The 21397-nt window shown below is 64.3% G+C and carries 21 protein-coding genes and 1 tRNA gene; 19 read left to right on the forward strand and 3 right to left on the reverse strand.

The features are described from left to right. The first annotated feature begins 9 nt into the window (after positions 1 to 9). The 6 genes from VNN55_06675 (at position 10) to VNN55_06700 (ending at position 4913) form a co-directional block, all read left to right on the forward strand. Positions 10 to 792, forward strand: coding sequence for a basic amino acid ABC transporter substrate-binding protein (locus VNN55_06675; protein ID HWO57233.1), 783 nt, complete (start codon positions 10 to 12; stop codon positions 790 to 792). A 68-nt stretch (positions 793 to 860) separates the two neighbouring features. Continuing rightward, entirely contained in the window at positions 861 to 1586 is a 726-nt protein-coding gene (locus VNN55_06680; GenBank protein ID HWO57234.1) for an amino acid ABC transporter permease, read from the forward strand. Further along, the gene (locus VNN55_06685; protein ID HWO57235.1) at positions 1583 to 2329 is read left to right on the forward strand and encodes an amino acid ABC transporter ATP-binding protein; all 747 of its coding nucleotides are present in this window, start codon (positions 1583 to 1585) and stop codon (positions 2327 to 2329) included. The genes VNN55_06680 and VNN55_06685 overlap by 4 nt, the downstream gene beginning before the upstream one ends. Positions 2330 to 2368: 39 nt before the next feature. After that, positions 2369 to 4066: a S8 family serine peptidase gene (locus VNN55_06690; protein ID HWO57236.1), complete on the forward strand. Its 1698-nt coding sequence runs from the start codon at positions 2369 to 2371 to the stop codon at positions 4064 to 4066. Between the two features lie 62 nt (positions 4067 to 4128). After that, positions 4129 to 4202: transfer RNA gene (locus VNN55_06695), tRNA-Gly, on the forward strand. 69 nt (positions 4203 to 4271) lie between these two features. Beyond that, positions 4272 to 4913 carry a hypothetical protein gene (locus tag VNN55_06700; GenBank protein ID HWO57237.1) on the forward strand — a complete coding sequence of 214 codons (642 nt, stop codon included), beginning with the start codon at positions 4272 to 4274 and terminating at the stop codon, positions 4911 to 4913. 5 nt (positions 4914 to 4918) lie between these two features. Here VNN55_06700 and VNN55_06705 read toward each other — a convergent pair whose 3' ends face one another. The 3 genes from VNN55_06705 to VNN55_06715 all read right to left on the reverse strand — a co-directional run bounded on the left by VNN55_06705 (position 4919) and on the right by VNN55_06715 (position 7433). Beyond that, positions 4919 to 5497, reverse strand: coding sequence for a sugar transferase (locus tag VNN55_06705; protein ID HWO57238.1), 579 nt, complete (start codon positions 5495 to 5497; stop codon positions 4919 to 4921). A 2-nt stretch (positions 5498 to 5499) separates the two neighbouring features. Next, positions 5500 to 6696, reverse strand: a complete 1197-nt coding sequence (locus VNN55_06710; protein HWO57239.1) for a DegT/DnrJ/EryC1/StrS family aminotransferase — start codon at positions 6694 to 6696, stop codon at positions 5500 to 5502. Positions 6697 to 6989: 293 nt separating this feature from the next. Continuing rightward, positions 6990 to 7433: a single-stranded DNA-binding protein gene (locus tag VNN55_06715; GenBank protein ID HWO57240.1), complete on the reverse strand. Its 444-nt coding sequence runs from the start codon at positions 7431 to 7433 to the stop codon at positions 6990 to 6992. A gap of 255 nt (positions 7434 to 7688) precedes the next feature. Here VNN55_06715 and VNN55_06720 point away from each other — a divergent pair, with 255 nt between their 5' ends. The 13 genes from VNN55_06720 (at position 7689) to VNN55_06780 (ending at position 21397) form a co-directional block, all read left to right on the forward strand. Then, the gene (locus tag VNN55_06720; protein HWO57241.1) at positions 7689 to 8549 is read left to right on the forward strand and encodes a nitrilase-related carbon-nitrogen hydrolase; all 861 of its coding nucleotides are present in this window, start codon (positions 7689 to 7691) and stop codon (positions 8547 to 8549) included. Continuing rightward, positions 8546 to 9394 carry an NAD+ synthase gene (locus VNN55_06725; GenBank protein HWO57242.1) on the forward strand — a complete coding sequence of 283 codons (849 nt, stop codon included), beginning with the start codon at positions 8546 to 8548 and terminating at the stop codon, positions 9392 to 9394. The genes VNN55_06720 and VNN55_06725 overlap by 4 nt, the downstream gene beginning before the upstream one ends. After that, positions 9391 to 10071 (forward strand): 16S rRNA (cytidine(1402)-2'-O)-methyltransferase, encoded by a 681-nt coding sequence (gene rsmI, locus VNN55_06730; protein HWO57243.1) that lies wholly within the window; start codon positions 9391 to 9393, stop codon positions 10069 to 10071. The genes VNN55_06725 and rsmI overlap by 4 nt, the downstream gene beginning before the upstream one ends. Positions 10072 to 10114: 43 nt before the next feature. Next, on the forward strand, positions 10115 to 11059 hold the full coding sequence (locus VNN55_06735; GenBank protein ID HWO57244.1) for a phosphatase PAP2 family protein: 945 nt from the start codon (positions 10115 to 10117) through the stop codon (positions 11057 to 11059). A 15-nt stretch (positions 11060 to 11074) separates the two neighbouring features. After that, positions 11075 to 11881 carry a prolipoprotein diacylglyceryl transferase gene (lgt, locus tag VNN55_06740; protein HWO57245.1) on the forward strand — a complete coding sequence of 269 codons (807 nt, stop codon included), beginning with the start codon at positions 11075 to 11077 and terminating at the stop codon, positions 11879 to 11881. A 166-nt stretch (positions 11882 to 12047) separates the two neighbouring features. Beyond that, entirely contained in the window at positions 12048 to 12596 is a 549-nt protein-coding gene (locus tag VNN55_06745; GenBank protein HWO57246.1) for a CDP-alcohol phosphatidyltransferase family protein, read from the forward strand. Then, complete coding sequence (locus tag VNN55_06750; GenBank protein ID HWO57247.1) at positions 12593 to 13531, forward strand: PfkB family carbohydrate kinase; 939 nt, start codon at positions 12593 to 12595, stop codon at positions 13529 to 13531. Before VNN55_06745 ends, VNN55_06750 begins: the two co-directional genes overlap by 4 nt. 115 nt (positions 13532 to 13646) lie before the next feature. Beyond that, on the forward strand, positions 13647 to 14801 hold the full coding sequence (locus tag VNN55_06755; protein ID HWO57248.1) for an inositol-3-phosphate synthase: 1155 nt from the start codon (positions 13647 to 13649) through the stop codon (positions 14799 to 14801). 256 nt (positions 14802 to 15057) lie between these two features. Then, positions 15058 to 15723, forward strand: a complete 666-nt coding sequence (tmk, locus tag VNN55_06760; protein ID HWO57249.1) for a dTMP kinase — start codon at positions 15058 to 15060, stop codon at positions 15721 to 15723. Between the two features lie 256 nt (positions 15724 to 15979). Next, positions 15980 to 17638 (forward strand): S41 family peptidase, encoded by a 1659-nt coding sequence (locus tag VNN55_06765; protein ID HWO57250.1) that lies wholly within the window; start codon positions 15980 to 15982, stop codon positions 17636 to 17638. A gap of 3 nt (positions 17639 to 17641) precedes the next feature. Beyond that, the gene (locus VNN55_06770) at positions 17642 to 18496 is read left to right on the forward strand and encodes a sulfite exporter TauE/SafE family protein (GenBank protein ID HWO57251.1); all 855 of its coding nucleotides are present in this window, start codon (positions 17642 to 17644) and stop codon (positions 18494 to 18496) included. Between the two features lie 52 nt (positions 18497 to 18548). Beyond that, positions 18549 to 18830 carry a hypothetical protein gene (locus VNN55_06775; GenBank protein ID HWO57252.1) on the forward strand — a complete coding sequence of 94 codons (282 nt, stop codon included), beginning with the start codon at positions 18549 to 18551 and terminating at the stop codon, positions 18828 to 18830. After that, entirely contained in the window at positions 18827 to 21397 is a 2571-nt protein-coding gene (locus tag VNN55_06780) for a sugar phosphate nucleotidyltransferase (protein ID HWO57253.1), read from the forward strand. Before VNN55_06775 ends, VNN55_06780 begins: the two co-directional genes overlap by 4 nt.

The following is a 21397-nucleotide window of genomic DNA, read 5'->3' on the forward strand; positions in this document are numbered from 1 at the left end:
GATCCGACCATGCGTGTGTTGGCGCTGGGACTGATGCTGGCGCTGGTGGTTGCTCTGACCGGACTGCCATCGGGTTGCGGCGTCGGCGGCGGCGATGGGCTGGCGCGTGTCACCGCTTCCGGTGTGCTGCGTGTCGGCACCGACGCCACCTATCCACCCTTCGAGTGGGTTGACACCGCCACCGGCGAGGTCGAGGGGTTTGACATCGATCTGGTCCGCGAAATCTGCCGGGAGCTCGGCTGCCGCGCCGAGTTCGTCGTCGTTCCCTTTGATGGCATCATCGCCGGGCTGGTCTCGCGCAAATACGACATGATCGCATCCACATTCACCATCACCCCCGAACGCGCCCGCCAGGTTGCCTTCTCTGAGCCCTACTACGACGGCGGCCAGGCGATCGCCGTGCCGATCTACGACACCTCGACGTTCAGCGTCGACGATCTGCGCGGCAAGACCATCGCCGTGCAACTCGGGACCACCGGCGAGCGGCGCGCCTCCCAGATTCCGAACGCCGAGATCATCGCCTTCGAGAACATCGGCGCCGCCTTCATCGATATGGAAAACGGCCGCGTCGATGCGGTCATCAACGACAAACCCACCACCGAACTGATCATCCGCCAGCGCGGCTCCGCCAAAATCGTCGGCCCCAGTCTGACCGCCGAGGAGTACGGTTTCGCCGTGGCCAAGGATGAAAAAGAGCTTTTAGCGGCGATCAACCGGGCCCTCGCCAAGATCAAGGCCGATGGCCGCTATGAGAGCATCCGCGCCAAATGGTTCGGCCCCTCTGCCACCTGATCGTGGGCCGGCAGCGACGTAATCCCTTCACACAAAAGGGATTGTAACCATCTCATCGACAGCGTAACTTGTGTCGTCTGGAGGCAGAAACTCCTCCGGGAGGCCCTATCGACCTGATCGCCGAACAGGGCGCGCTCGCGCTGCGAATCCTCAAGTTCTTGTTGCCGGCGGTGCCGACAACTATCGGCATCACCCTGTCTTCCTTTGCGATCGCGCTGGTCTTGGGCACACTGGTTGGTCTCGCACCGCTGGCGCGCAACCGTTTCATCACGTTCTGCGCCCGGATCTATGTCGATGTCCTGCGCGGCGTGCCGCTCTTGGTCCAAATCTTCTTCATCTACTTCGGGTTGGGCTCTGTCCTCAATTTGAATCGCTTCGCCGCCGGAATCCTGGCGGTCGGCATCGGCTATTCGGCCTATCTGGCCGAGATCATCCGTTCGGGCGTTTCATCGATTGCGGAGGGCCAGCACGAGGCGGCCGCGGCGCTGGGCATGTCACGCCCGCAGGCGATGCGCCATGTCATCCTGCCGCAGGCGACCCGCACCATTATTCCCCCGGCGGCCAATGAGTTCATCGCCTGCCTGAAGGACTCGTCGTTGGTCTCGATCATCGGCCTGCGCGAATTGACCCGCGCCGGGCGCGAGTACTACTCACAGTACTTCGTCGACTTCCAGACCTGGTTTCTGGTCGGCTGTCTCTATCTGGTGATGACGCTGGCGCTGACCAAGCTGGCCCGTCATCTCGAGCGCCGTTTCGCGGTGCGGGGATTCGGCGCCGGAGGGCTGCGGCATTGAACCGGATTGACGACCGTCCCGTCGTGCGCGCCGAAGCGCTTTGCAAACGCTTCGGCGAGTTTGTCGCACTTGACCATGTCGACCTGGATGTGTCCTACTCCGAGGTCGTGGCGTTGGTCGGACCGTCGGGCGCGGGCAAATCGACCTTCCTGCGCTGCCTGAATGGGCTGGAGTCGGTCGATTCGGGCACGATCACCGTCGCGGGGCAAAAGGTCGATCCGCGCGATGAGTCCATTCACACGGTGCGCGCCCAGATCGGCATGGTCTTCCAGCAGTTCAATCTCTTCCCGCACCTGACCGCGCTGGAAAATGTCGCGCTGGCGCCGCGCGTGGTGCGCGGGCTGTCCGCCGCCGATGCCGGGCGTCTGGCCGAGGAGAAACTGGTCCTCGTCGGGCTGCGCCACAAGCTCGGCGCCTACCCGGCTGAACTCTCCGGCGGACAACAGCAGCGTGTCGCCATCGCCCGCTCGCTGGCCATGCAACCCAAGGTCATGCTCTTCGATGAACCCACCTCGGCGCTCGACGCCGAGATGATCGGCGAGGTGCTTGCGGTGATCCGCGATCTGGCCGCCGCTGGCATGACCATGGTGGTTGTCTCGCACGAGCTCGGCTTTGTCCGCGAGGTGGCCGGACGGATCGCCTTCTTTGAGAACGGGCGCATCATCGAGTGTGCCCCGCCGGACCAAATCCTCAACGGCGCCGCCGATCCGCGCGTGCGCGAGTTCTTCCACCGTATGCTGTAGGCGAGGGAACGAGCGACCGTGTCGTTGCGTTAAACAGCCATGAGATTCTCCCGCACGCGTTTGTTGTTGCCGCTTTTGATCGTCGCCGGATGCGCCGGCATGTTGAACGCGGCGGGCATCTCCGACCCGGTGCGTCAGGCCGCCGCCGCCGGCGACCGTGTCTGGGTCTTCATCTCCGATAAAGGGCCCGACGCCGATGCGCGCGCCCGCGCCAGGATCGTGCCGCCGCGCGCCGCGGCACGGATCGCCGCCCGGGGATCGTCATTCGACCCGCGCATCGACCTGCCGGTGCACAACGGCTATCGCCACGGCCTCGAACAGGCCGGTATGGTGATCAAGAACGAATCCCGCTGGCTCAATGCCGTGACCGGTTGGATTCACCCCGAGGACCTGCCCGCCATCGCGCAACTGCCGTTTGTCGACTCACTCCGGCCGGTCGTGACCTTTCATCGGCCCGAGATCGCCGGGGACGATCTGCCTTCGCCATTGCCGCGCCGCGCCGTGGCATCCGAGGACGTGTTCGACTACGGCGGCGCTGCGGCGCAGATCCAACTGCTGGGCGTCCAGTACCTCCATCGCGCCGGATTGAGCGGACGCGGTGTGCGCATCGGCATGATGGACACCGGCTTCTCGCTCGGCATCCGCGCCTTCGACTGCCTTGACATCCGGGGCACGCGCGATTTCATCAATGGCGACGACGATGTCGGCGACAACGAGGCCTCGCAGATGCGCCATGGCACGCAGACCCTGTCGCTCTGCGGCGGGTTCGACGAGGGCCGGATGGTCGGAGTCGCTCCCGGCGCCCAGTTCGTCGTCGCCAAGACCGAGCTGGTCGATCTGGAGATCGAAGCCGAGGAGGACAACTGGGTCGCCGGCCTCGAATGGCTCGATTCGATGGGTTGCGAGATCGTCTCCAGTTCGCTGGGATATGTGGACTGGTACGGCCAGGATGACTTCGACGGCAACACCGCGCCATCGACCATCGCGGCCGATCTGGCGGCAGCGCGGGGTGTTCTGGTCGTCAACGCCGCCGGCAACTATGGCTGCGGCGATGGCGACATTCGCATCATCGTGCCCGCCGACGGCGATTCGGTGCTGACCGTCGGCGCCTCGACATTCGAAGGGGTGCGCGCCAGTTTCTCCTCCTGCGGGCCGACCAGCGACGGACGCATCAAGCCCGATGTGATCGCCCCCGGGCAGGGCGTCTGGGTCGCGCTGCCCAACACCGGAATGTATCAGCCCGGCAACGGGACATCGTTCGCCACGCCGCTGGTGGCCGGTGTCTGCGCGCTGCTTTTGGAGCAGAATCCCGCGCTGTCGCCGTTCGATTTGATCCTGCTTTTGCGCTCCACCGCCGACCAGGCGACCAAGCCCTGGCCCACCTACGGCTGGGGGCTGGTGCAGGCGGTCGCGGCGGCCGGACTGGACACCAACGCCATCGAGCCGGTGCGGCCATTTGACTGCAACCGTGTGGCCGGGAGCGTCGAATTGCGCCCCAATCCCGCCTCGGAATCGGTGACCATCAAAGTCACCGGCGGACCAAACAGCGACGGCGACTTCCGCATTTTCACGGTCTCTGGCGGTTTGGTCTATGAAGGGGAAATCCGCGCCGGCGAAGGGACGTGGGACGGCCAGACCATCTCCGGCGCAGACGCCGCCCCTGCGGTTTATCTGATCCATATTCACACTGAGATCATCGAAGAAGTCCTGAAGCTGGCCTGGCTGCCGCGGGATTGACCCGGCGCGCTTCCTCGTTGATTCGCCCCGGCCGGCCGTTGTATACTGAAGCGCCTGACCACGCGGGAGTAACTCAGTTGGCTAGAGTCACAGCCTTCCAAGCTGTTGGTCGCGGGTTCGAATCCCGTCTCCCGCTCTCACCTTGAAGAACCACACGCGCCGGATCGTCCGGCGCTGTCTGCCAACCCTCACTCGGAGACCACACGTGCGAAATCGCCTGCCTGTTGCCGCACTGACGCTGACCGTCGGCCTGTCGCTGTTGCTTGCCGCCTGCGGTGATTCGAATGTCGAAACCGTCAAGAAGGACGGGACCACTCCACAGTCCGCCGCGTCGTCGGCAACGACTCCCAAAAGCGGCGGCTCGGGCAGCGCCACAGGCGCCACCGCCGGCGCCGCCGGTGTCAGCTGGTCGATTCCCGAGGGGTGGGCGGTGATGGGCGCGCGGCCAATGCGGGCCGCCACTTACCTGATCGGCGAAGGCGACAACGAATCCGAGTGCGCCGTCTTCTTCTTCGGCACCGGTCAGGGCGGCGATGTCCAGTCGAACATCAACCGCTGGATCGGGCAATTCCAGCAGCCCGATGGCTCCGACTCGAAGGGCAAGGCGCAAACCAGCCACCTCGAAGCCAACGGCCTGCATGTCACCACCATCGATTTGACCGGGACTTACATGTCCGGCGGCATGATGGGACAGGCGCCGGTCCCCAAGCCGGGGTTCCGTCTGCTCGGAGCAATCGTCGAAGCTCCCGAAGGTCCGCTGTTTTTCAAGCTCACGGGACCGGAGAAGGCCATCGCGGAAATCAAGCCCGACTTCGACTACTTGATCGCCAATCTGAAGAAATCGTAAGTCGGTTACAGATGCGCCACCGTGCGCAGGATCAGAACCAAATCGCCGGCGAAGGAGCGTGTCCGGACATACTCCTTCGCCATCGCGATTTTCTGGGGCAGGATTTCGGTCACGTACCTGGCTTCCGGATCGGATGCGGCGGCCAACAGCAGTTCTTCACGGCGGAACTTGAGACTTGCCGGGTCGGTGATCCCCGGACGCGCCTGCAGGATCACCTCGTAGTCGGCACGGAACATCTCGACATAACGGCGGACTTCGGGACGCGGTCCAACCAGACTCATGTCGCCGCGGACGACATTCCACAACTGCGGCAATTCATCGAGTTTGGTGCGGCGCAGCAACCGCCCGACCGGTGTCACACGACGGTCCCCGCGCGAGGTGACCAGCGGGCCATCGATTCCCTCGTACATCGTGCGGAACTTGACGATCCGAAACGGCGCAAAGCCGCGGCCGATCCGCTCCTGACGGAAGAACACCGGGCCGCGGCTGGTTCCCACCACGGCCAGCGCGATGAGCACAAGCAGGGGCGAGGCGACAATCAGGCCGGCCGTGGCGCAGACCAGGTCGAAGAGGCGCTTGCCCATCGTCACTTTGCCTGCGCGCGGGCAATCGCGGTGACTGCGGCGATGACCGACTCGACATCCTCATCGGTCATCTTCGGGTAGATCGGCAGACTGATCGAACGCTGGTAGCTGGCCAGCGCGCGCGGGAAATCCTCCGGCTGGTAACCGTAGGTCTCGACATAGTACGGATGCAGGTGCAGGGGAATGAAGTGCACCGACACGCCGATGTTGGCGCGTTTGAGTTCCTCGATGAACTCATCCCGTCCGATCCGCAACGCCTCCAGACGCAGACGCAGGATGTAGAGATGCCAGGAGTGCACGTCGCCTGCGGGAGCATCGGGCGGCGGCTCCACCAACTCGGCGATCTCCCTGAACGCCTGCGTATATCGGCGTGCGATCTCCATACGGCGCGCATGAAACTGCTCGGCCTTGCGCAGTTGCGCCAGCCCCAGCGCCGCGGCGATGTCGGGCATGTTGTACTTGAAGCCGGGGTAGAGGATGTCATACTTCCATGAACCCGCGGCGGTGTAGCGCGTCCAGGCGTTCTTGCTGATCCCATGCAGACTCATCATCCGCATGCGCTCGGCCAGCCCTTCATCCTGCGTGGTGGCCATGCCGCCTTCGCCGGTGGTGATTGTCTTGGTTGAGTAGAAGGAGAAGCAGGTGACATGGCCAAGCGTGCCGACCATCCGGCCCTTGTAAGTGGAGGGGAAGGTGTGGGCGGCATCTTCGATGACTGCCATGCCGTGGGCACGGGCAATCTGGGTGATGGCGTCCATGTCGCACATGAGTCCGCCGATGTGCACCGGGATGACCGCCTTGGCCCGCCAGGCTTTGCGTGTCGCTTCGGCCAGCGCGTCGGGATCGATATTCATGGTCACCGGATCGATATCAACCAGGAGTGGAGTGGCGCCGAGGTAGCGGATTACCTCGCCGGTGGCCGCGAAGGTCATCGGCGTGGTCAAAACCTCGTCTCCTTCGCCCACCCCGACCGCTTCCAGCGCCAGATGCAGCGCCGCGGTGCAGGAATTGACTGCGATGGCGTGCGCCGCTCCGACTTTCGCGGCAAACTCCTCCTCAAAACGCTTCACCTTGGGCCCGGAAGTCAGCCATCCCGACCGCAGCGTATCCACCACCTCGGCGATTTCCTCCTCGCCGATGGTGGGCGCCGCAAAAGGGAGAAAGGTCGCGCGCGCAGGCAGTCCGGTCGTGGGTGTCATGCTCATGCGCCGGAAATAGGCGCATTCTGAGTCGAAAGCAAGGGGGGATTGGGAGTGTCAGACAGATCGTGGATTCTCACGATCCCGGGTGTTGTGGATGACGAGCCACAACCTGGAGACTGTGGGGCGTGGCCCCCGCTTCGCTTGGGCCATCAAGGGGCTGAAAGCCCCTTGTCGCGCAGATGCGTGTCTATCTGGTATTCCGGAAGCAATTCAAGTCAGGCAAATCGTGCGTTAGAACACGTCGGAGACAAGGGGCGACGGCGCCTTGCCTCGCACGCGCGATAAACGTCCTAAAACGGCAAGTCCTCCTCATCCCCGCTGACCGTTCCCTTCGGAGAAGAGGAGTAGCCGCGGCTGGCGGTCGGCTGGCCGTTGTCGAACGACGGTTCCGGACCGCCCTCGTCGCGCTTGCCGCCCAGCATCACCATCTGCTCGCAGACCACTTCGGTGAAATACTTCTTCTGGCCGTCCTGCTCATACTGACGCGTCTCCAGACGACCCTCGATGAAGACCTGGCGTCCCTTCTTCAGATACTGATTGGCCACTTCGGCGGTGCGCCCCCACACCTTGATGTTGTGCCACTGCGTGTCTTCCTTGTCGTTGCCGTCCTTGTCACGCCACTTGCGGGTGGTCGCCAGCGAAAACGTGGCCACCGCCTGTCCGCTCGGGGTGTACTTCAGTTCGGGGTCCTTGCCGAGATTGCCGATCAGCATGACTTTGTTGAGCGACGCCATAATGCCTCCTGAGCCTGCCCGCCCGTGGCGGGAATGTGTTGCGTCAGTCCTTGCCAGTACGTCCGTGGCTATCATCCACAATTCGGACAATTCGGGTCAATCACTTTCATGTCAACTTATCCACAGGGGTGCGGTCTGCGGTCACGGCCCTGACCGCGGCGGCCTATGTCGTTGCCAGCCGCCCGGTTTCGACCGCGGGGCTCTTCGCCCCACACCCCTTGACGCGCCCCCCGAATTAGGTGAGATTCCCCGGCAATGAAGCGACTCCGACTGGCCATCGACCAGATGGCGCCCGTGCTCGGCGACCTGGACGCCAACTTCAAGCGGCATCAGGACGCCATCGCCTGGGCCAAGACCCAGAAGGCCGACCTGTTGGTCTTCCCCGAACTGTCGCTGTCCGGCTATCTGGTTCGCGGCATGGTCCACCATGTCGGCATCACCCGCGATGACCCGCGTCTGCTGGCGCTGGCCGGCGCCGCCGGCGGGATGTCGATTGTGCTCGGCATGGTCGAAAAGTCCGACGATGGGCAGTTTTTCAATGTCGGCTGCTATCTGCGCGATGGCCGGGTTGCCGCCATCCAACGCAAACTCATACTGCCCAATTACGGCATGTTCGAGGAGCGCCGCTTTATGGCCTCGGGGGCGCATCTGGAGTGTTTCGACACACCCTGGGGGAAAGCCGGCATCCTCATCTGCTTTGATTTGTTGCATCCGGCGACGGTCTACCTCCTCGAACAATCCGGCGCGCATCTGCTGATCTCGATTTCCGCCTCGCCGGCGCGCGGCATCAGCGCCGAAGGCCACATGGCTGGCGAGCAGGTGTTCCGCGTGGCGCAGGAGGCGGCGGCGCGTCTTTGCGGCCTGATGACGGTCTACGTCAACCGCGTCGGTGTCGAGGAGGGGGTCACCTTCTGGGGCGGCTCGCAGGTCATGGATCCCTTCGGCGTGGTGCTCTGCGAATTGCCGATGTATGAGGCCGCGCGCGCCGTCTGCGAAATCGACATGGAATCCGTCAGCCGCGCCCGCACGTTGTTCCCCCACCTGAAGGAGAGCCGTCCCGACCTGATCCTGCAGGAGATGTGGCGTCTGCGCCAGGGCGCCGCGCCCATGCCATGAACCCGCGCCTGGCCGCCATTGATCTGACTATTGATCCGCCGCTGACTGTCGGGCTGCTGGTCAATTTCCTTTGCGACCAACTTGCCCAGAAGGGTTTCGAAGACGCCGTCCTCGGTGTCTCCGGCGGCGTCGATTCGGCGCTGGGTGTCGCGCTGCTGGCCACCGCGCTCGGCCCCGAGCATGTCACCGGTCTGGCGATGCCGGCAACCCAATCCGATCCGCGGAGTCTCAGGGATGCCCGCCTCGTCGCCGAAACTTTCGGCATCGAGTTGATCGAACGCCCCATCGGCGCGCTGGTCGACCGTTTCTTCGCCGGCCAACGCCACGTCGACCGGGTCCGTCTCGGCAATGTCGCGGCGCGGATGCGCATGATTCAGCTGTTCGACTACTCGCAAGAGCATCACGCATTGGTGATCGGCACATCCAACAAAACCGAGCTGTTGCTGGGCTATGGCACCTGGTTCGGCGATCTGGCCTGCGCCATCAATCCACTCGGCGATCTCTACAAGACCCAGGTCTGGGCGCTGGCCGATTGGCTGGGCGTGCCCGAACCCGTGATCGCCAAGGCCCCCTCGGCCGATCTCTGGAAGGGCCAGACCGATGAGGGGGAGCTGGGCTTCACCTACGACGAGGTCGACCGTTTCCTCTATCTGCTGGTCGATCGCGACTACTCCCTCGAGTCGCTCCGCGAACTGGGATTCGCGCCGCGGTTTATCGCCAGCGTGCTGAAACGAATTGCCCGTTCGCAGTTTAAGCGCTCGTTGCCGACCATTCCCAAACTCTCGACCAAGACCATCGGCATCGATTTCCACTTCACCCGCGAGTGGGGCGGATGGCCCTCATGAGCGCGGGCGTCCTGTTCATCGTCGCCACTCCCATCGGCAATCTGGGCGATATCACCGCGCGCGCGGTGGCCACGCTGGGCGCGGCCGATCTGGTGCTCTGCGAGGACACACGGCGCACCCGCACGCTGCTGTCACATCTGGGCCTGTCGCCGCGGCTTCTGTCGGTGCGCGAGCACAACGAACGCGCCCGCGCGGCCGGCCTGCTCGAACGGCTCGCCGCCGGCGAAACGCTGGTCTATGTCAGCGACGCCGGCACACCCGGCATCTCCGACCCCGGGGCGCGGCTGGTGGACACCGTGGTCGCCGCCGGATTCCCGGTGGTGCCGATCCCCGGCCCGTCGTCGGTGACCGCGCTCCTGTCGGTCTGCGGTTTCCCCGCCGACCAGTTTGTCTTCGAAGGATTCCTGCCGGTGAAAAGCGGCCAGCGGGCGCAGCGCCTCGCCGCGCTTGCCGCCGAGACACGGACCCTCGTGCTGTTTGAATCGCCGCACCGGATCGTGCGCACGCTGGCCGAGATGCGCGACGCCTGGGGCGAGCGCTCCGCCTGCGTCGGACGCGAACTCACCAAGAAGTTCGAGGAGATCCGTCGCGGCACGCTGGGCGAGCTGGCTGACTGGGCGCAATCTAAGTCGATGCGCGGCGAATTCGTGTTGGCCGTGCGCGGCGCGGGGCGCTGAAGTCGGTTGCCGCCCTCCCGCCCGTGTGTTACCTTCGCGCGCGATGTCGAAACCGAACGCCCGACCCCGGAACGGCCTGTGGCATCGTTCCACCGCGCTGGATCGCCTGACGATCGGTTACATCCTCGCGTTTGCCGTCGCGCTCTTCTTTCTTGGACGCGACAACGCCGCCTGGGGACGGCTCCTGCTGGTCCATCTGGCATTGGCCGCGGCGATCGTCGTCATCATTCATCTCTGGCATGACCGCTCAACCGGCGTGGCGGGTTTCATCCGCCAGCTGTACCCGGCCATGCTCTACCCGTTCTTCTACGGTGAACTGGCGGTCGCCAATTTCTGGATCTTCCCCGAATTTCGCGATGCGCGTCTGGTGGCCTTCGAGCGCGCCATCTTCGGCATCGATCCCAACGTCTGGATCACATCGTTGCAATCCCCCTGGCTCAACGAAGTGATGATGCTGGGGTACTTCAGTTACTATCTGCTACTTCCGATCGTGGCCCTGCCGCTGTTTTTCCGGGGCCGGATCGATGACCTGCGCGGATTGCTCCTCGGCGCCACCACGGCTTTCGTGATCTCCTACATCGGATTTGTCGTCTATCCGGTCGAGGGGCCGCGCTACTTTCTGGCCGAGCGGTTTGACGCGCCGCTGGCGGGATGGCTGTTTGTGCCCCTGGTGCGGATGATCATTGATGGCGGCGCGATCCACGGCGGCTGCATGCCGTCGTCGCATGTGGCGGTCGCGCTGGTTGCGCTGGCCTGGGCCTTGCGCACCATGCCGCGCCTGGGACGCGTGCTCGTCCCGTTTGTCATCCTGCTTGCCATCGGCACCGCGTGGGGGCGATTCCATTACGTCACCGACGCGGTTGTCGGCGTCGCGGTGGGACTGGCCGCGTTGGCGCTCACCGGTTTCTGGCGGAGAACGTCCGCCGTCGAACACGAATTGCTCGTGTCATCGGCGCGCGCCATGGCGCCGTCGGGAACGCTGCGGTAGCCGCCGTGAGACACCATGTGTCCTGAACTCTTCCACATCGGCGACTTCGCCGTGCGCGCCTATGGCTTGGCGCTGGCGCTCTCGTTTCTCATCGGCCTCTGGCTGATCGACCGCGAGGCGCGTCTGCTTGGCCTCAACCCCGACGCCATCGTCAACCTCGGCTTCGTGCTGATCATCTTCGGCGTGATCGGAGGACGGCTGGGCTTTGTGCTCTATCACTGGTCCGACTTTGCCGACAATCCGCTGGACATCATCAATCCGTTCCAGGCCGGCCAGTTCGGCATCTCCGGGTTGAATCTGCAAGGGGGGCTGATCGGCGGCTTTGTCGCCGGATTGTTCTATCTGCGCTGGAAGAAACTCCCTTGGGTGGCGGCGCTCGACGCGGTGGCGCCCGCGGTCGGGTTCGGGATTTTCGTGTCACGGATCGGTTGCTTCCTCAACGGCTGCTGTTTCGGCACTCCCACCGATGGTCCCTTCGGTGTGCATTTCCCGGATCATTCCGCGCCGCATGCGGTCTTCGGCGACCGCGCCGTGCATCCGACCCAACTGTACTCCTCCGCCTATGGCCTGCTGCTGTTCTTGTTTCTGCTGTGGATCAATCGACGGCGCTATCGGGTGGGACGCGCCACCGGATTGTTCTTCGTCGCCGAATCGGCGGCGCGCCTGGCGATCGAACCGCTGCGCTACTACGAGGACGCCATGTGGATCACGCTGGCCGGCTTGGACATCACCTACAACGTCATCGCCGCCGTGATCATGTTCGTGATCGGTCTGTTCTTTCTGGTTCGCCGGTGGCCGGAGTCGGCGGGTAAAACGGCTTGACCCTCCTTTGGGGTAACGGGTATATTCGCCCATTCCCGCGGGTACGGGTCCGAACGCGAACGCCTTGTGGCACAACAACAAGCGTCGGCCTGGGTGCTTCCGGGATCAAGTCATGCACCATACACGGCGCGCATCATATGAAGCGTTCTCGATCCCGTACGGCCGGGTGTGTGTCAGACTGGGCCTGACGCCCAACATCCTGACAGCGCTGGGGCTCGTCTGCGCCGCCGGCGCGGCGGTGGCCTTTTGGCAGGAGCGCTTCTGGCTTGGCGTCTTCCTGATGCTTCTGACTTCGCTCCTGGACATGCTCGATGGCGCCACCGCCCGGGCCGGCAATCTCGGCACCGTCTTCGGCGCGGTGCTCGATCACAATGTGGATCGCGTCGGCGAGTTTCTGATCATCCTTGGCATCGTGCTCTCCGGCCATGTGCATCCCGGCTGGGGGCTGTTCGCTCTCTTCGGCATGTGGTCGGCCTCCTATGCGCGCGCGGCCGCCGAATCGATTGGCAAGATGAAGACCTGCGCGGTCGGGTTCGTGGGACGGCTGGAGAAATTCATCATCATTCTCGCCGGCGCGGTGTTCGAAGTCTACTTCCCGATGAAATCCCTGCAGATCGCGATGATCGCCGTCGGCGCGATTTCGTTTATCACCACCATCCAGCGCCTGATCTTCGCGCATCGGGAACTGACCGGAAGGACGGGAGGCGCCGCATGACGTTGCTGGCCTTCGGCAATCCGGTTTACGATGACATCCGCACGCCGTGGGTGGCGACCATCGGGCGCGTGCTCTCCGGCTGCGCCACCAATGCCGCCTTCGTCTACCGCCGTCTCGGCGGCGACGTGACCGTGGTGGGGCGTGTCGGCCACGACCGTCTCGATCACTACCGCGGCTACCTGAGGCTCAACGGCATCGGCGAGATCACCGATCCCTGCCCGGAGACCGGCGGATTCGGCCTCGACTACGATGACCGCGGCCGCCGCGAACTGACCATCCTTGGACGCGCCGAACCGATCGCGCGCATCCCCGCCGCCATCGAAACCGCCGACATGGTCTTCATCGGACCGGTGATGCAGGAGACGCCGCTGCCGTTGGTGCGCGAGATTCGCGAACGCACCGAAGCGCCGATCTTCCTCGATCCGCAGGGCCTCTTGCGTCGCATCGGCTCGCATGGACGCATCGAGCATTTCAAGCCGGAAGGTATTGAGGAGATCTGCGCCCTCTGCGATGTGGTCAAGCCGAACGAACTGGAAACCGAAATCCTGACCGGCATTGACCCGCGCGTGGATCTGGAAGGCGCCGCGCGAATTCTCAAAGGATGGGGCATTCGCACCGTGGCGATCACGCTGGCCGAACTGGGCGCGTTGATTGTCAGCGACGAGGGCTGGCACCGCGTCGATGCGATCCCGACCCATGCCATCGACTCGACGGGCGCCGGGGACACCTTTGCCGGCGGCCTGATGTACGCCCGCTCGCAGGGGCGCAACTGGGCCGAGGCGGCGCAGCTGGCCACCGCTTGCTCCTCGACCATGATTTCCAACTGCGGGCCGGATTTTGTGCTCACTTACGAGGACGCCCTTCGACGCGCCGCCGGCGTCGGGGTCCGTCCCTTTCAGACCGTCCGATCAGCCGCGAACGTAAGCGCATGCTGAAAAGCCCGGGAGGGCGAGGCTCCTGCCGAGCCGCCCCATTGCAATGAATCGTGTGATGTCCGAAACGCCGTCAACAATGATTCACTCATCAATAACGAATAGGTAAGGAGCATCCATGGCGTCCAAACTGCGTGTGGCCATCATCGGCGTCGGCAATTGCGCCTCGTCGTTCGTGCAGGGCGTGCACTACTACAAAAACGCCCGCGACGACGAATTCGTGCCCGGGCTGATGCATGTCAATCTCGGCGGCTATCACATCTCCGACATCGAGTTCTCCGCCGCCATCGACATTGACAAGAACAAAGTCGGCAAGGACCTCGGCGAGGCGATCTACACCAAGCCGAACAACACCTTCAAATTCTGCGATGTCCCCAAACTCGGCATCACCGTCCAGCGCGGTATGACCCACGATGGCCTGGGCGAGTACCTCTCCAAGATCATCGAGAAGGCCCCCGGCGACACCGTCGACATCGTCAAGCTGCTCAAGGACACCGGCACCGACATCGTCGTCAATTACCTCCCGGTCGGCTCCGAAGAGGCGACCAAGTGGTATGTCGAGCAGATCCTGATGGCCGGTTGCGGCTTCGTCAACTGCATCCCGGTCTTCATCGCCCGCGAGAAGTACTGGCAGAAGCGCTTCGAGGAGAAAGGCCTGCCGGTGGTCGGCGATGACATCAAATCGCAGGTCGGCGCCACCATCGCCCACCGCGTGATGACCCGTCTGTTCCGCGAACGCGGCGTCAAGCTCTTGCGCACCTCGCAACTCAACGTCGGCGGCAACACCGACTTCTACAACATGCTCGAACGCCGCCGTCTCGAATCCAAGAAGATCTCCAAGACCAACGCGGTCACCTCGCAGCTGGACTATGACCTCGGCGAGGAGAACATCCACATTGGGCCCTCCGACTACGTCGCCTGGCTGACCGACCGCAAGTGGGCCTACATCCGCATGGAAGGGGAGACTTTCGGCGGCGTGCCGCTCAACATCGAAATGAAGATGGAAGTCTGGGACTCGCCCAACTCGGCGGGGGTGGTAATCGACGCCGTCCGTTGCTGCAAGCTGGCGATGGACCACAAGCTCTCCGGCGCCCTGATCGGCCCTTCAGCCTATTTCAAGAAATCCCCGCCGGTGCAATACTCCGACGAGGAAGCGCGCCGTCTGACCGAGGAGTTCATCGAGAAGTACCGCCGTCCCGATGCTCCCCGTGTCACCCCGCGCACCGCGCCCGTCACCACCGCCACACCGGTGACGGTCGGCGCGCAGTCATAACGGCTTATCCTCCAGATGGACCCACGGGGCGGAGAGACATCTCCGCCCCGTTTTTCATTGTGACAGAACCGGGACGCGGCTCAAGAGCCGCTTCTGCGGCGTCGGTATCGTGACGGACCCTCATGACGGCGCAGCTTGCGTTCGTCCTCGCCGCTGGCCTGCGCGCCAAACTAATAATGTGATGCCATCGCTGCGGATCGTCCTTGATCATCCCGGCTCTCCTGCCATACTTACCGCCCGGATTCGTCGAGTCACCATGCCTCACGCCGCCCAACCACGATCCAACCGTCCGGGGTTTTTCCTCGTGGTGGAGGGCTCCGATGGGTCTGGGAAGAGCACACTGGCCCGGCGTCTGCGCGCGGCGCTGGAGCGCGAAGGATTCACCGTGTGCGCGGTGCGCGAGCCGGGGGGAACCCGACTCTCCGAGCGGGTGCGTCAGGTCTTGCTCCATTCGCGGGAGAACATCTCCCCGCGCGCCGAACTTTATCTCTATCTGGCCTCACGGGCGCAGCTGATTGATGAGGTCATCCGTCCGGCGCTGCAGCGCGGCGAGGTGGTCGTCGCCGACCGGTTCAGTCTTTCAACCTACGCCTACCAGTCCGGCGGACGCGGTCTGCCGTTGGGGCCGGTGATCGCCGCCGATCAGTTCGCCCGCGATGGCATCCAGCCCGATCTGACCCTGGTCCTGGCGGTGAGCGAAGCCGACGCCGAAGCGCGGCTGGAGAGCATGGGCAATGTCCCCGACCGGATCGAACGGGAGTCGCGTCCCTTCCACCGTCGGGTCCGCCGTTTCTACCAATCTTGGGCCAAAAAGCGCCCTCGCCACCACATTATAGACTCCGCCCGCGGCGCCGATGCGGTGCTCGAAGAGGCGATGCAGTTGGTCCGGCGCAAACTTCGCCGAAGCAAACACAACACCTGATGGTAAAAGTGCCGAGGGAACGGAAACGCGGACACGGATGCCTGCTCGAATGGATTGGTTGGACCAACGAATCTCGTTCCCGGAAGTGGCAGGCCGCAAAAAGCATATCCCTTCTCCCCCTGCGCGGGAGAGGCGGAATGTCGGGCATGCCGTCGGATCTTGCGCGACGCGCGCCTGTCAGTGTTCACACCGGCTCCTGTGATGTGACGCGCCGTGACGCGATGCGATTCGAATAACGAACCGCAGACATACTCTTATGTGGCGCTTCTGGCAACAGTTGGCGACCGGCCCGCGCGATCCGCGTGGCCCGTCGCCGCGCGGTTTTGTCTTCTTTCTGGCCATCCTGTTTTTGCTGTACGCGGCGGCCAATTGGTTGCGCGACGACCCGCGTTTCTCCGGCGCCCTGCAATTGACCACGGCGTTCCGCTATGTCCTGACCCATGGCGCAATCGATGCCACCCCCGAAATGGTCTTCGAAGCCGCGGTCAACGGTCTGACGGCCCCGCTCGATCCGTTCTCCGGCTACATGCCCGCCGAGGAACTCGGTTACTTCGAGGAAGAGACGGAAGGCGAGTATGTCGGCATTGGTGTCGAGATCAAGGTGACCGCCGGACGGATCATCATCGTCCGGGTCTTCCCCCAAACACCCGCCGCCGAGGCGCTCATTCAGCCGGGCGATGCCATCCTCGCCATCGATGGCACACCGACTCTGGGACTGACGCTGAGCCGCGCCATCGAACTGATGCGCGGAGAAGAGGGGACGTCGGTCGCCGTGCGCCTGTCTTCGCCGGATGGCGAGGAACGCGAGCTCACACTCGAACGGCGCGCGGTCTCGGTATCGCCGTTCCCGATTCATGGAGTTTCCTTCTCCGGTTGCGCCTACATTCGTTGGACCGATTTCACCGTCGGCTCAGCCGACCGTCTGGCGGCGTTGGTCGAAGGCATCCGCGTCGAAGAACCGATCGGGATCATCCTCGACCTGCGTGGCAACCCCGGCGGCCTGCTCGATGAAGCGGTCAATGCCGCCGGTATCTTTCTGCCTCCCGATCAATTGATCTGCAAAGTGGCGGATCGTGGCGGACGCAACGTTATGGAGTACCGAACCGCCGAGTCCCCCGCCACCTTCACCGGTCCTCTGGCCATCGTCCTCGATGAAAACTCGGCTTCGGCCTCCGAGGTGATCGCCGCCGCGCTGCAGGAACTGGGGCGGGCCGTGGTGGTCGGACGGCGCAGTTACGGCAAGGGCTGGGTGCAGAATGTCTTCGAATTCGAGGACGGCAGCGCCCTGCGTTTGTCCACCGCCCGGTACTACACGCCCGCCGGACGCACCTTCGGCGATCCCCACATTCGTATCCCCGCCGATTCCGCGGCCGGCGACTCTGCCTGGTTTGGCCCTTCCGGTCTGGAGCCGGACACGATGGTGGAAGAGCTGGACGTCGGCCCCTGGGAGGATGCGCTGGCCCGGCGCGGCCTGTTTGCCGATTTCGCCATCGCCTATGCCGATGACTGGCCCGGCGACGATCTGGCGGTCGAACTGCGGTACTGGTGCGACTCGCTCGGCATTATCCCGGAAGGATTGGCCGCCCATCTCGTCGCAGCCGGGAAATCCCCGTCGGCGCACGGGCTCACTGCGGCCACCCGCGTTGAGCGGGAACATCTCCTCCTTTCGCTCGATTCAGCCTGGGTGCGTGATCGCACCATTCTGTTTGAACGCGAAATTGAGGCGTTGACCATGCGGCTGTGGGAGCAACGGATGATCGCGGTCGAGCGACCTGACGAGGCCGAACTGGATGAGTATCTGTCGGCCGATCCGGACTTGGCCGCCGCCCGCGACCTGCTGGAGCAACCGGAGCGCTACAACGCCTACGTCGGCCGCTGGCGACGCCAGATGGCCGCCCTCTCCGCCGCGCGCTAATTCTTGCCACCGTCCCAGCGTCTGGCTGTTGTCAGAGCCACCGCGGTTCAGTTCCTTCTCCGTGTCGGAACGCAGGGACGGAAACGCCGCATGGTGGAATTATTGACATTGCTGTGTGTCGGGCTGGTGGTCGGACTGGCCGGGGGGATTCTGGGCGTTGGCGGCGGCTTCCTGTTGGTTCCGATCCTGTTTTCCTGGCTGGGCTGGCCGATGTTGGCGGCAGTGGCCACCAGCCACTTCTGCGGACTGGCGGTCTCGGCCTCCGCCACCGGCAATTACTCGGCGGCCGGGCTGATCGACTGGCGGCTGGGGATCATCTTGGAGGTGGTAGCGGTGGCCGGGGCGGCCTTCGGCGCCCTGTCGGCGCGCTGGGCCCCGGTCGATGCCATCGCGATCGGGTTTGCCGCGGTGGCGGTGTTCTCCGCCTATAAGATGTGGAACCCACGCGCGGCTGCCGAAGATGGCGCCCATACGGCCGGCGCGCAACCGACGACAAAACAGTATGCATTCGCTCTGCCTTCGATGTTTCTGGTCGGCGCGGTCTCCGGCATTCTCGGGCTGGGCGGCGGCGTGTTCATTGTTCCGATCCTCACCGAATTGATGCATCTTCCCGTGCGTCGCGCGGTCGGCACCTCGGTGTTCATGGTCGGGATGAACGCCGCGTCCGCCGGCATTGTATACTATCTGCACGGTGATGTGCCGTCCGAACCGGCTGCGCTGCTGGCGGGGGGAGTGTTCGCCGGGGCGATGCTGGGTTCGGCGATCCAGCACCGGCTGCCGGCGCTGCTGTTGCGCCGTGTGTTTGCAATTATCCTGATCGTGTTGTCCGCGCGTCTGCTGATGCGCGCCTTCGGATAGAAAGCCGCCCATGCCCTCGCCCCGTCCGTCCGCGCCCGCCTCCGATGGCATCGTGGCCATGTTGTATCACTGGGGCGCGCGCCTGATCGGCTCGCTGCTGCTTGTCTACCTGCTGATGCGACTGGTCAGACAGTCTGCCGGCGGCGCGGACCCATTTTGGAATCGCGTGATCGAACTTGGTTCTCATGTTTCGCTGGTCGGACTGTGGGCGGTGCCGGTACTGGCGCTGCTCATCGGCGGCTCGGTCTGGATTCGGCGTAATCGCCGGGATTGGACCGGTTGGTTCGCCGTGGCCATCTCACTGTTCCTCTCATCCTTCTGGGTTGTAAAGTGACAACGACTTCCACACCACGCCCCTGCGATGCGGTCGTGCTGGCCGGCGGCTTCGGCACCCGGCTCAAACCGCTGACCGCGTCTCTGCCCAAACCCATGGTCCCCGTCGGCAACCGGCCGCTGATGGAACATGTCATTGGACTTCTGGCCGACCATGGGTTCAAGGACGTCCTCGTTCTGCTCTTCTTTCAGGCCGAGCGCATCACCGGCCATTTCGGTGACGGCTCGCGCTTTGGCGTCCACATGCACTATCTGCGCCCCAACGGCGACTTCGGCACCGCCGGCAGCGTTCGCCATGCCCTCGACCTGCTGGCCGACCGCTTCCTGGTGATCGCCGGCGATGTCCTCACCGACATCGACCTGACAGCGGCGCGACGGTTCCACGAAAGCCGCAACGCCGACGCCACCATTGTGCTCACCCGCCACGCCAACCCGCTGCCATACGGCATCGTATTGACCGATCCCGAATCGCGTATCACGCGTTTCCTTGAGAAGCCGTCCTGGGGCGAGGTCTTCAGCGACACGGTCAACACCGGGATCTACCTGCTGGAGAAATCGCTTCTGGCCCCTTGGACCACCGAGCGTTCGGTGGACTTTTCGCAGGATGTCTTTCCGCTGGCGCTGGCGCAGGGCAAGGGGCTTTATGGCCCGATCGCCGAGGGATACTGGCGTGATGTCGGCCATGTCGATGACTACGCGCAGGCGCACATCGACCTCATCTCCAACCGCGTCAAGGTGCATTGGGCGAACCCAATGCAGGAACGCGACGGCGCCCGTGTGGTCTGCGGCGCCGATTGCATGATCGATCCGTCCGCCAAACTCTCCGGCACGGTGGTGCTGGGCGACCGTGTCTCCATCGGCCCGCGCGCGCACCTGACCGACTCGTTTGTCGGCTCCGGATCGGCGATCGGGCAGGCGGCGCAAATCCGCCGGTCGGTCATCTGGACGGCGGTCGGGATCGGGGTTCGCTCCAACCTCAACGAGACCATCGTTCAATCCGGGACCCGCATCGGCAGCGATTGCATTCTGCGTGAGCGCTCGATCGTCTCCGAACTCTGCCAGCTGGGCGAGCGCGTCACTGTGCAGCCCGGCTGCAAAATCTGGCCACACAAGAGCGTCGAGGATGGTGCGCGGGTTTCCTCCAGCGTCGTCTGGGGCGAACAATACAGCCGCGAACTGTTTACCGACGCCAAGGTGTCCGGCCTGACCAATCGCGAGATGACCCCGGAATTTGCCGCGCGGCTGGGCGCGGCCTTCGCCTCGCAGTTTCCGCAAGGGTCGGTGCTGGTGGTCGCGCGCGACCCCTCGCTGGAGGCCCGCGCCGTCACCGAGGCGCTCAAATCCGGCATCACCTCCTCCGGCATTCATGTCCGGGACCTGCGCGACACGGTCGTGCCTGTTCTGCGCTTCGAACTGTCGCAGAATCGCGGGGAGCCGCGGATCAGCGGCGGCCTGTTTGTGCGCCGCTCACCCACCGACCGGCAGATCACCGACGCCATCTTCTTTGACAAGGCTGGTTTCGATCTGTCCGGCGGCTCGGCCCGATCGGTGGAGCGTGTCTTCTTCCGCGAGGACTTCCGCCGCGCTGACCCGGATGAAATCGGCACCATCCGCTACTCCGAACGTTTTCTCCACCGTTATCGCGATGCCTTCCTCACCCATCTGCGGGTGGGGGAGATTCGTGCCCGCGGCTTCCGGATCGTCGTCGACTACGCCAACGGCCTCATGTCGCATGTCCTGCCGCCGCTCCTTGAGGAGATGGGCGTTGAGGCGGTGGCGCTCAACAGCGCCAACATCGAGATGGGCCCAAACGCACACGACACCGCATTCCGCTCGTTGTCCCGTATCGTCCCGGCGATGGAGTGCGATCTGGGCATCCATATCCATCCGGCCGGGGAGAAGATCACGCTGGTGACACGCACCGGGCAGATCCTCGGCGCGCAGCATCTGCTTCTGGCCATGTGCGATCTCGCCTGGCGGGTGCATCCCAAGGGCACCATTGCCGTTCCGGTCACCGCCACCGCGGCGGTCGACACACTGGCGGAGCGTGTCGGTGGACGAGTCGAACGGGTCAAAAGCGACCATCTGGCGATGATGCAGGCGGCCGCGGCCGGGCAGGCGGTGCTGGTGGCCGGGACCCGTGGCGGCTTCATCTTCCCGGGCTGGCAACGCGGGGCGGATGCCGCCGCGGCGCTGGCCAACCTGCTCGAATTGCTGGCCCGTTCCGACAGCGAATTCGGCCTGGTGGCGCAGGAGGCGGTCCCCGGCGCCTTCGCCGAGGCGGCGGTGCCCTGCCAGTGGCGTCACAAGGGGGCGCTCATGCGCCGCATCCTCGAAGAGACCTCCGACCTGCCCCGGCTGATGGTCGACGGCGTGCGGATTCGTCTCGATGATGCGTGGTTGTGGGTTGCGCCCGACCGCCGAAGTGCGCTATTTCGGGTCCAGGTCGAGGCCGCCACACAGGAAAAGGCGAGCGAAGTTCTTGCCGAATGGGGCGCGCACCTGGCCGCCTGGCGCGGCGATCTCGAACGGGCCACGCTCACGGAAGATTCCTTGAGCCCGGATTAA

The organism is bacterium, from assembly GCA_035559435.1.
Lineage (GTDB): Bacteria > Zixibacteria > MSB-5A5 > WJJR01 > WJJR01 > JACQFV01.

Bases quoted from the DNA above. Each gene is read 5' to 3' on its own strand.
- VNN55_06675 (HWO57233.1), top strand. From the start codon at position 10: ATGCGTGTGTTGGCGCTGGGACTGATGCTGGCGCTGGTGGTTGCTCTG.
- VNN55_06690 (HWO57236.1), top strand. From the start codon at position 2,369: ATGAGATTCTCCCGCACGCGTTTGTTGTTGCCGCTTTTGATCGTCGCC.
- VNN55_06705 (HWO57238.1), bottom strand. From the start codon at position 5,497: ATGGGCAAGCGCCTCTTCGACCTGGTCTGCGCCACGGCCGGCCTGATT.
- VNN55_06710 (HWO57239.1), bottom strand. From the start codon at position 6,696: ATGACACCCACGACCGGACTGCCTGCGCGCGCGACCTTTCTCCCTTTT.
- VNN55_06715 (HWO57240.1), bottom strand. From the start codon at position 7,433: ATGGCGTCGCTCAACAAAGTCATGCTGATCGGCAATCTCGGCAAGGAC.
- VNN55_06720 (HWO57241.1), top strand. From the start codon at position 7,689: ATGAAGCGACTCCGACTGGCCATCGACCAGATGGCGCCCGTGCTCGGC.
- VNN55_06725 (HWO57242.1), top strand. From the start codon at position 8,546: ATGAACCCGCGCCTGGCCGCCATTGATCTGACTATTGATCCGCCGCTG.
- rsmI (HWO57243.1), top strand. From the start codon at position 9,391: ATGAGCGCGGGCGTCCTGTTCATCGTCGCCACTCCCATCGGCAATCTG.
- VNN55_06735 (HWO57244.1), top strand. From the start codon at position 10,115: ATGTCGAAACCGAACGCCCGACCCCGGAACGGCCTGTGGCATCGTTCC.
- lgt (HWO57245.1), top strand. From the start codon at position 11,075: ATGTGTCCTGAACTCTTCCACATCGGCGACTTCGCCGTGCGCGCCTAT.
- VNN55_06750 (HWO57247.1), top strand. From the start codon at position 12,593: ATGACGTTGCTGGCCTTCGGCAATCCGGTTTACGATGACATCCGCACG.
- VNN55_06755 (HWO57248.1), top strand. From the start codon at position 13,647: ATGGCGTCCAAACTGCGTGTGGCCATCATCGGCGTCGGCAATTGCGCC.
- tmk (HWO57249.1), top strand. From the start codon at position 15,058: ATGCCTCACGCCGCCCAACCACGATCCAACCGTCCGGGGTTTTTCCTC.
- VNN55_06765 (HWO57250.1), top strand. From the start codon at position 15,980: ATGTGGCGCTTCTGGCAACAGTTGGCGACCGGCCCGCGCGATCCGCGT.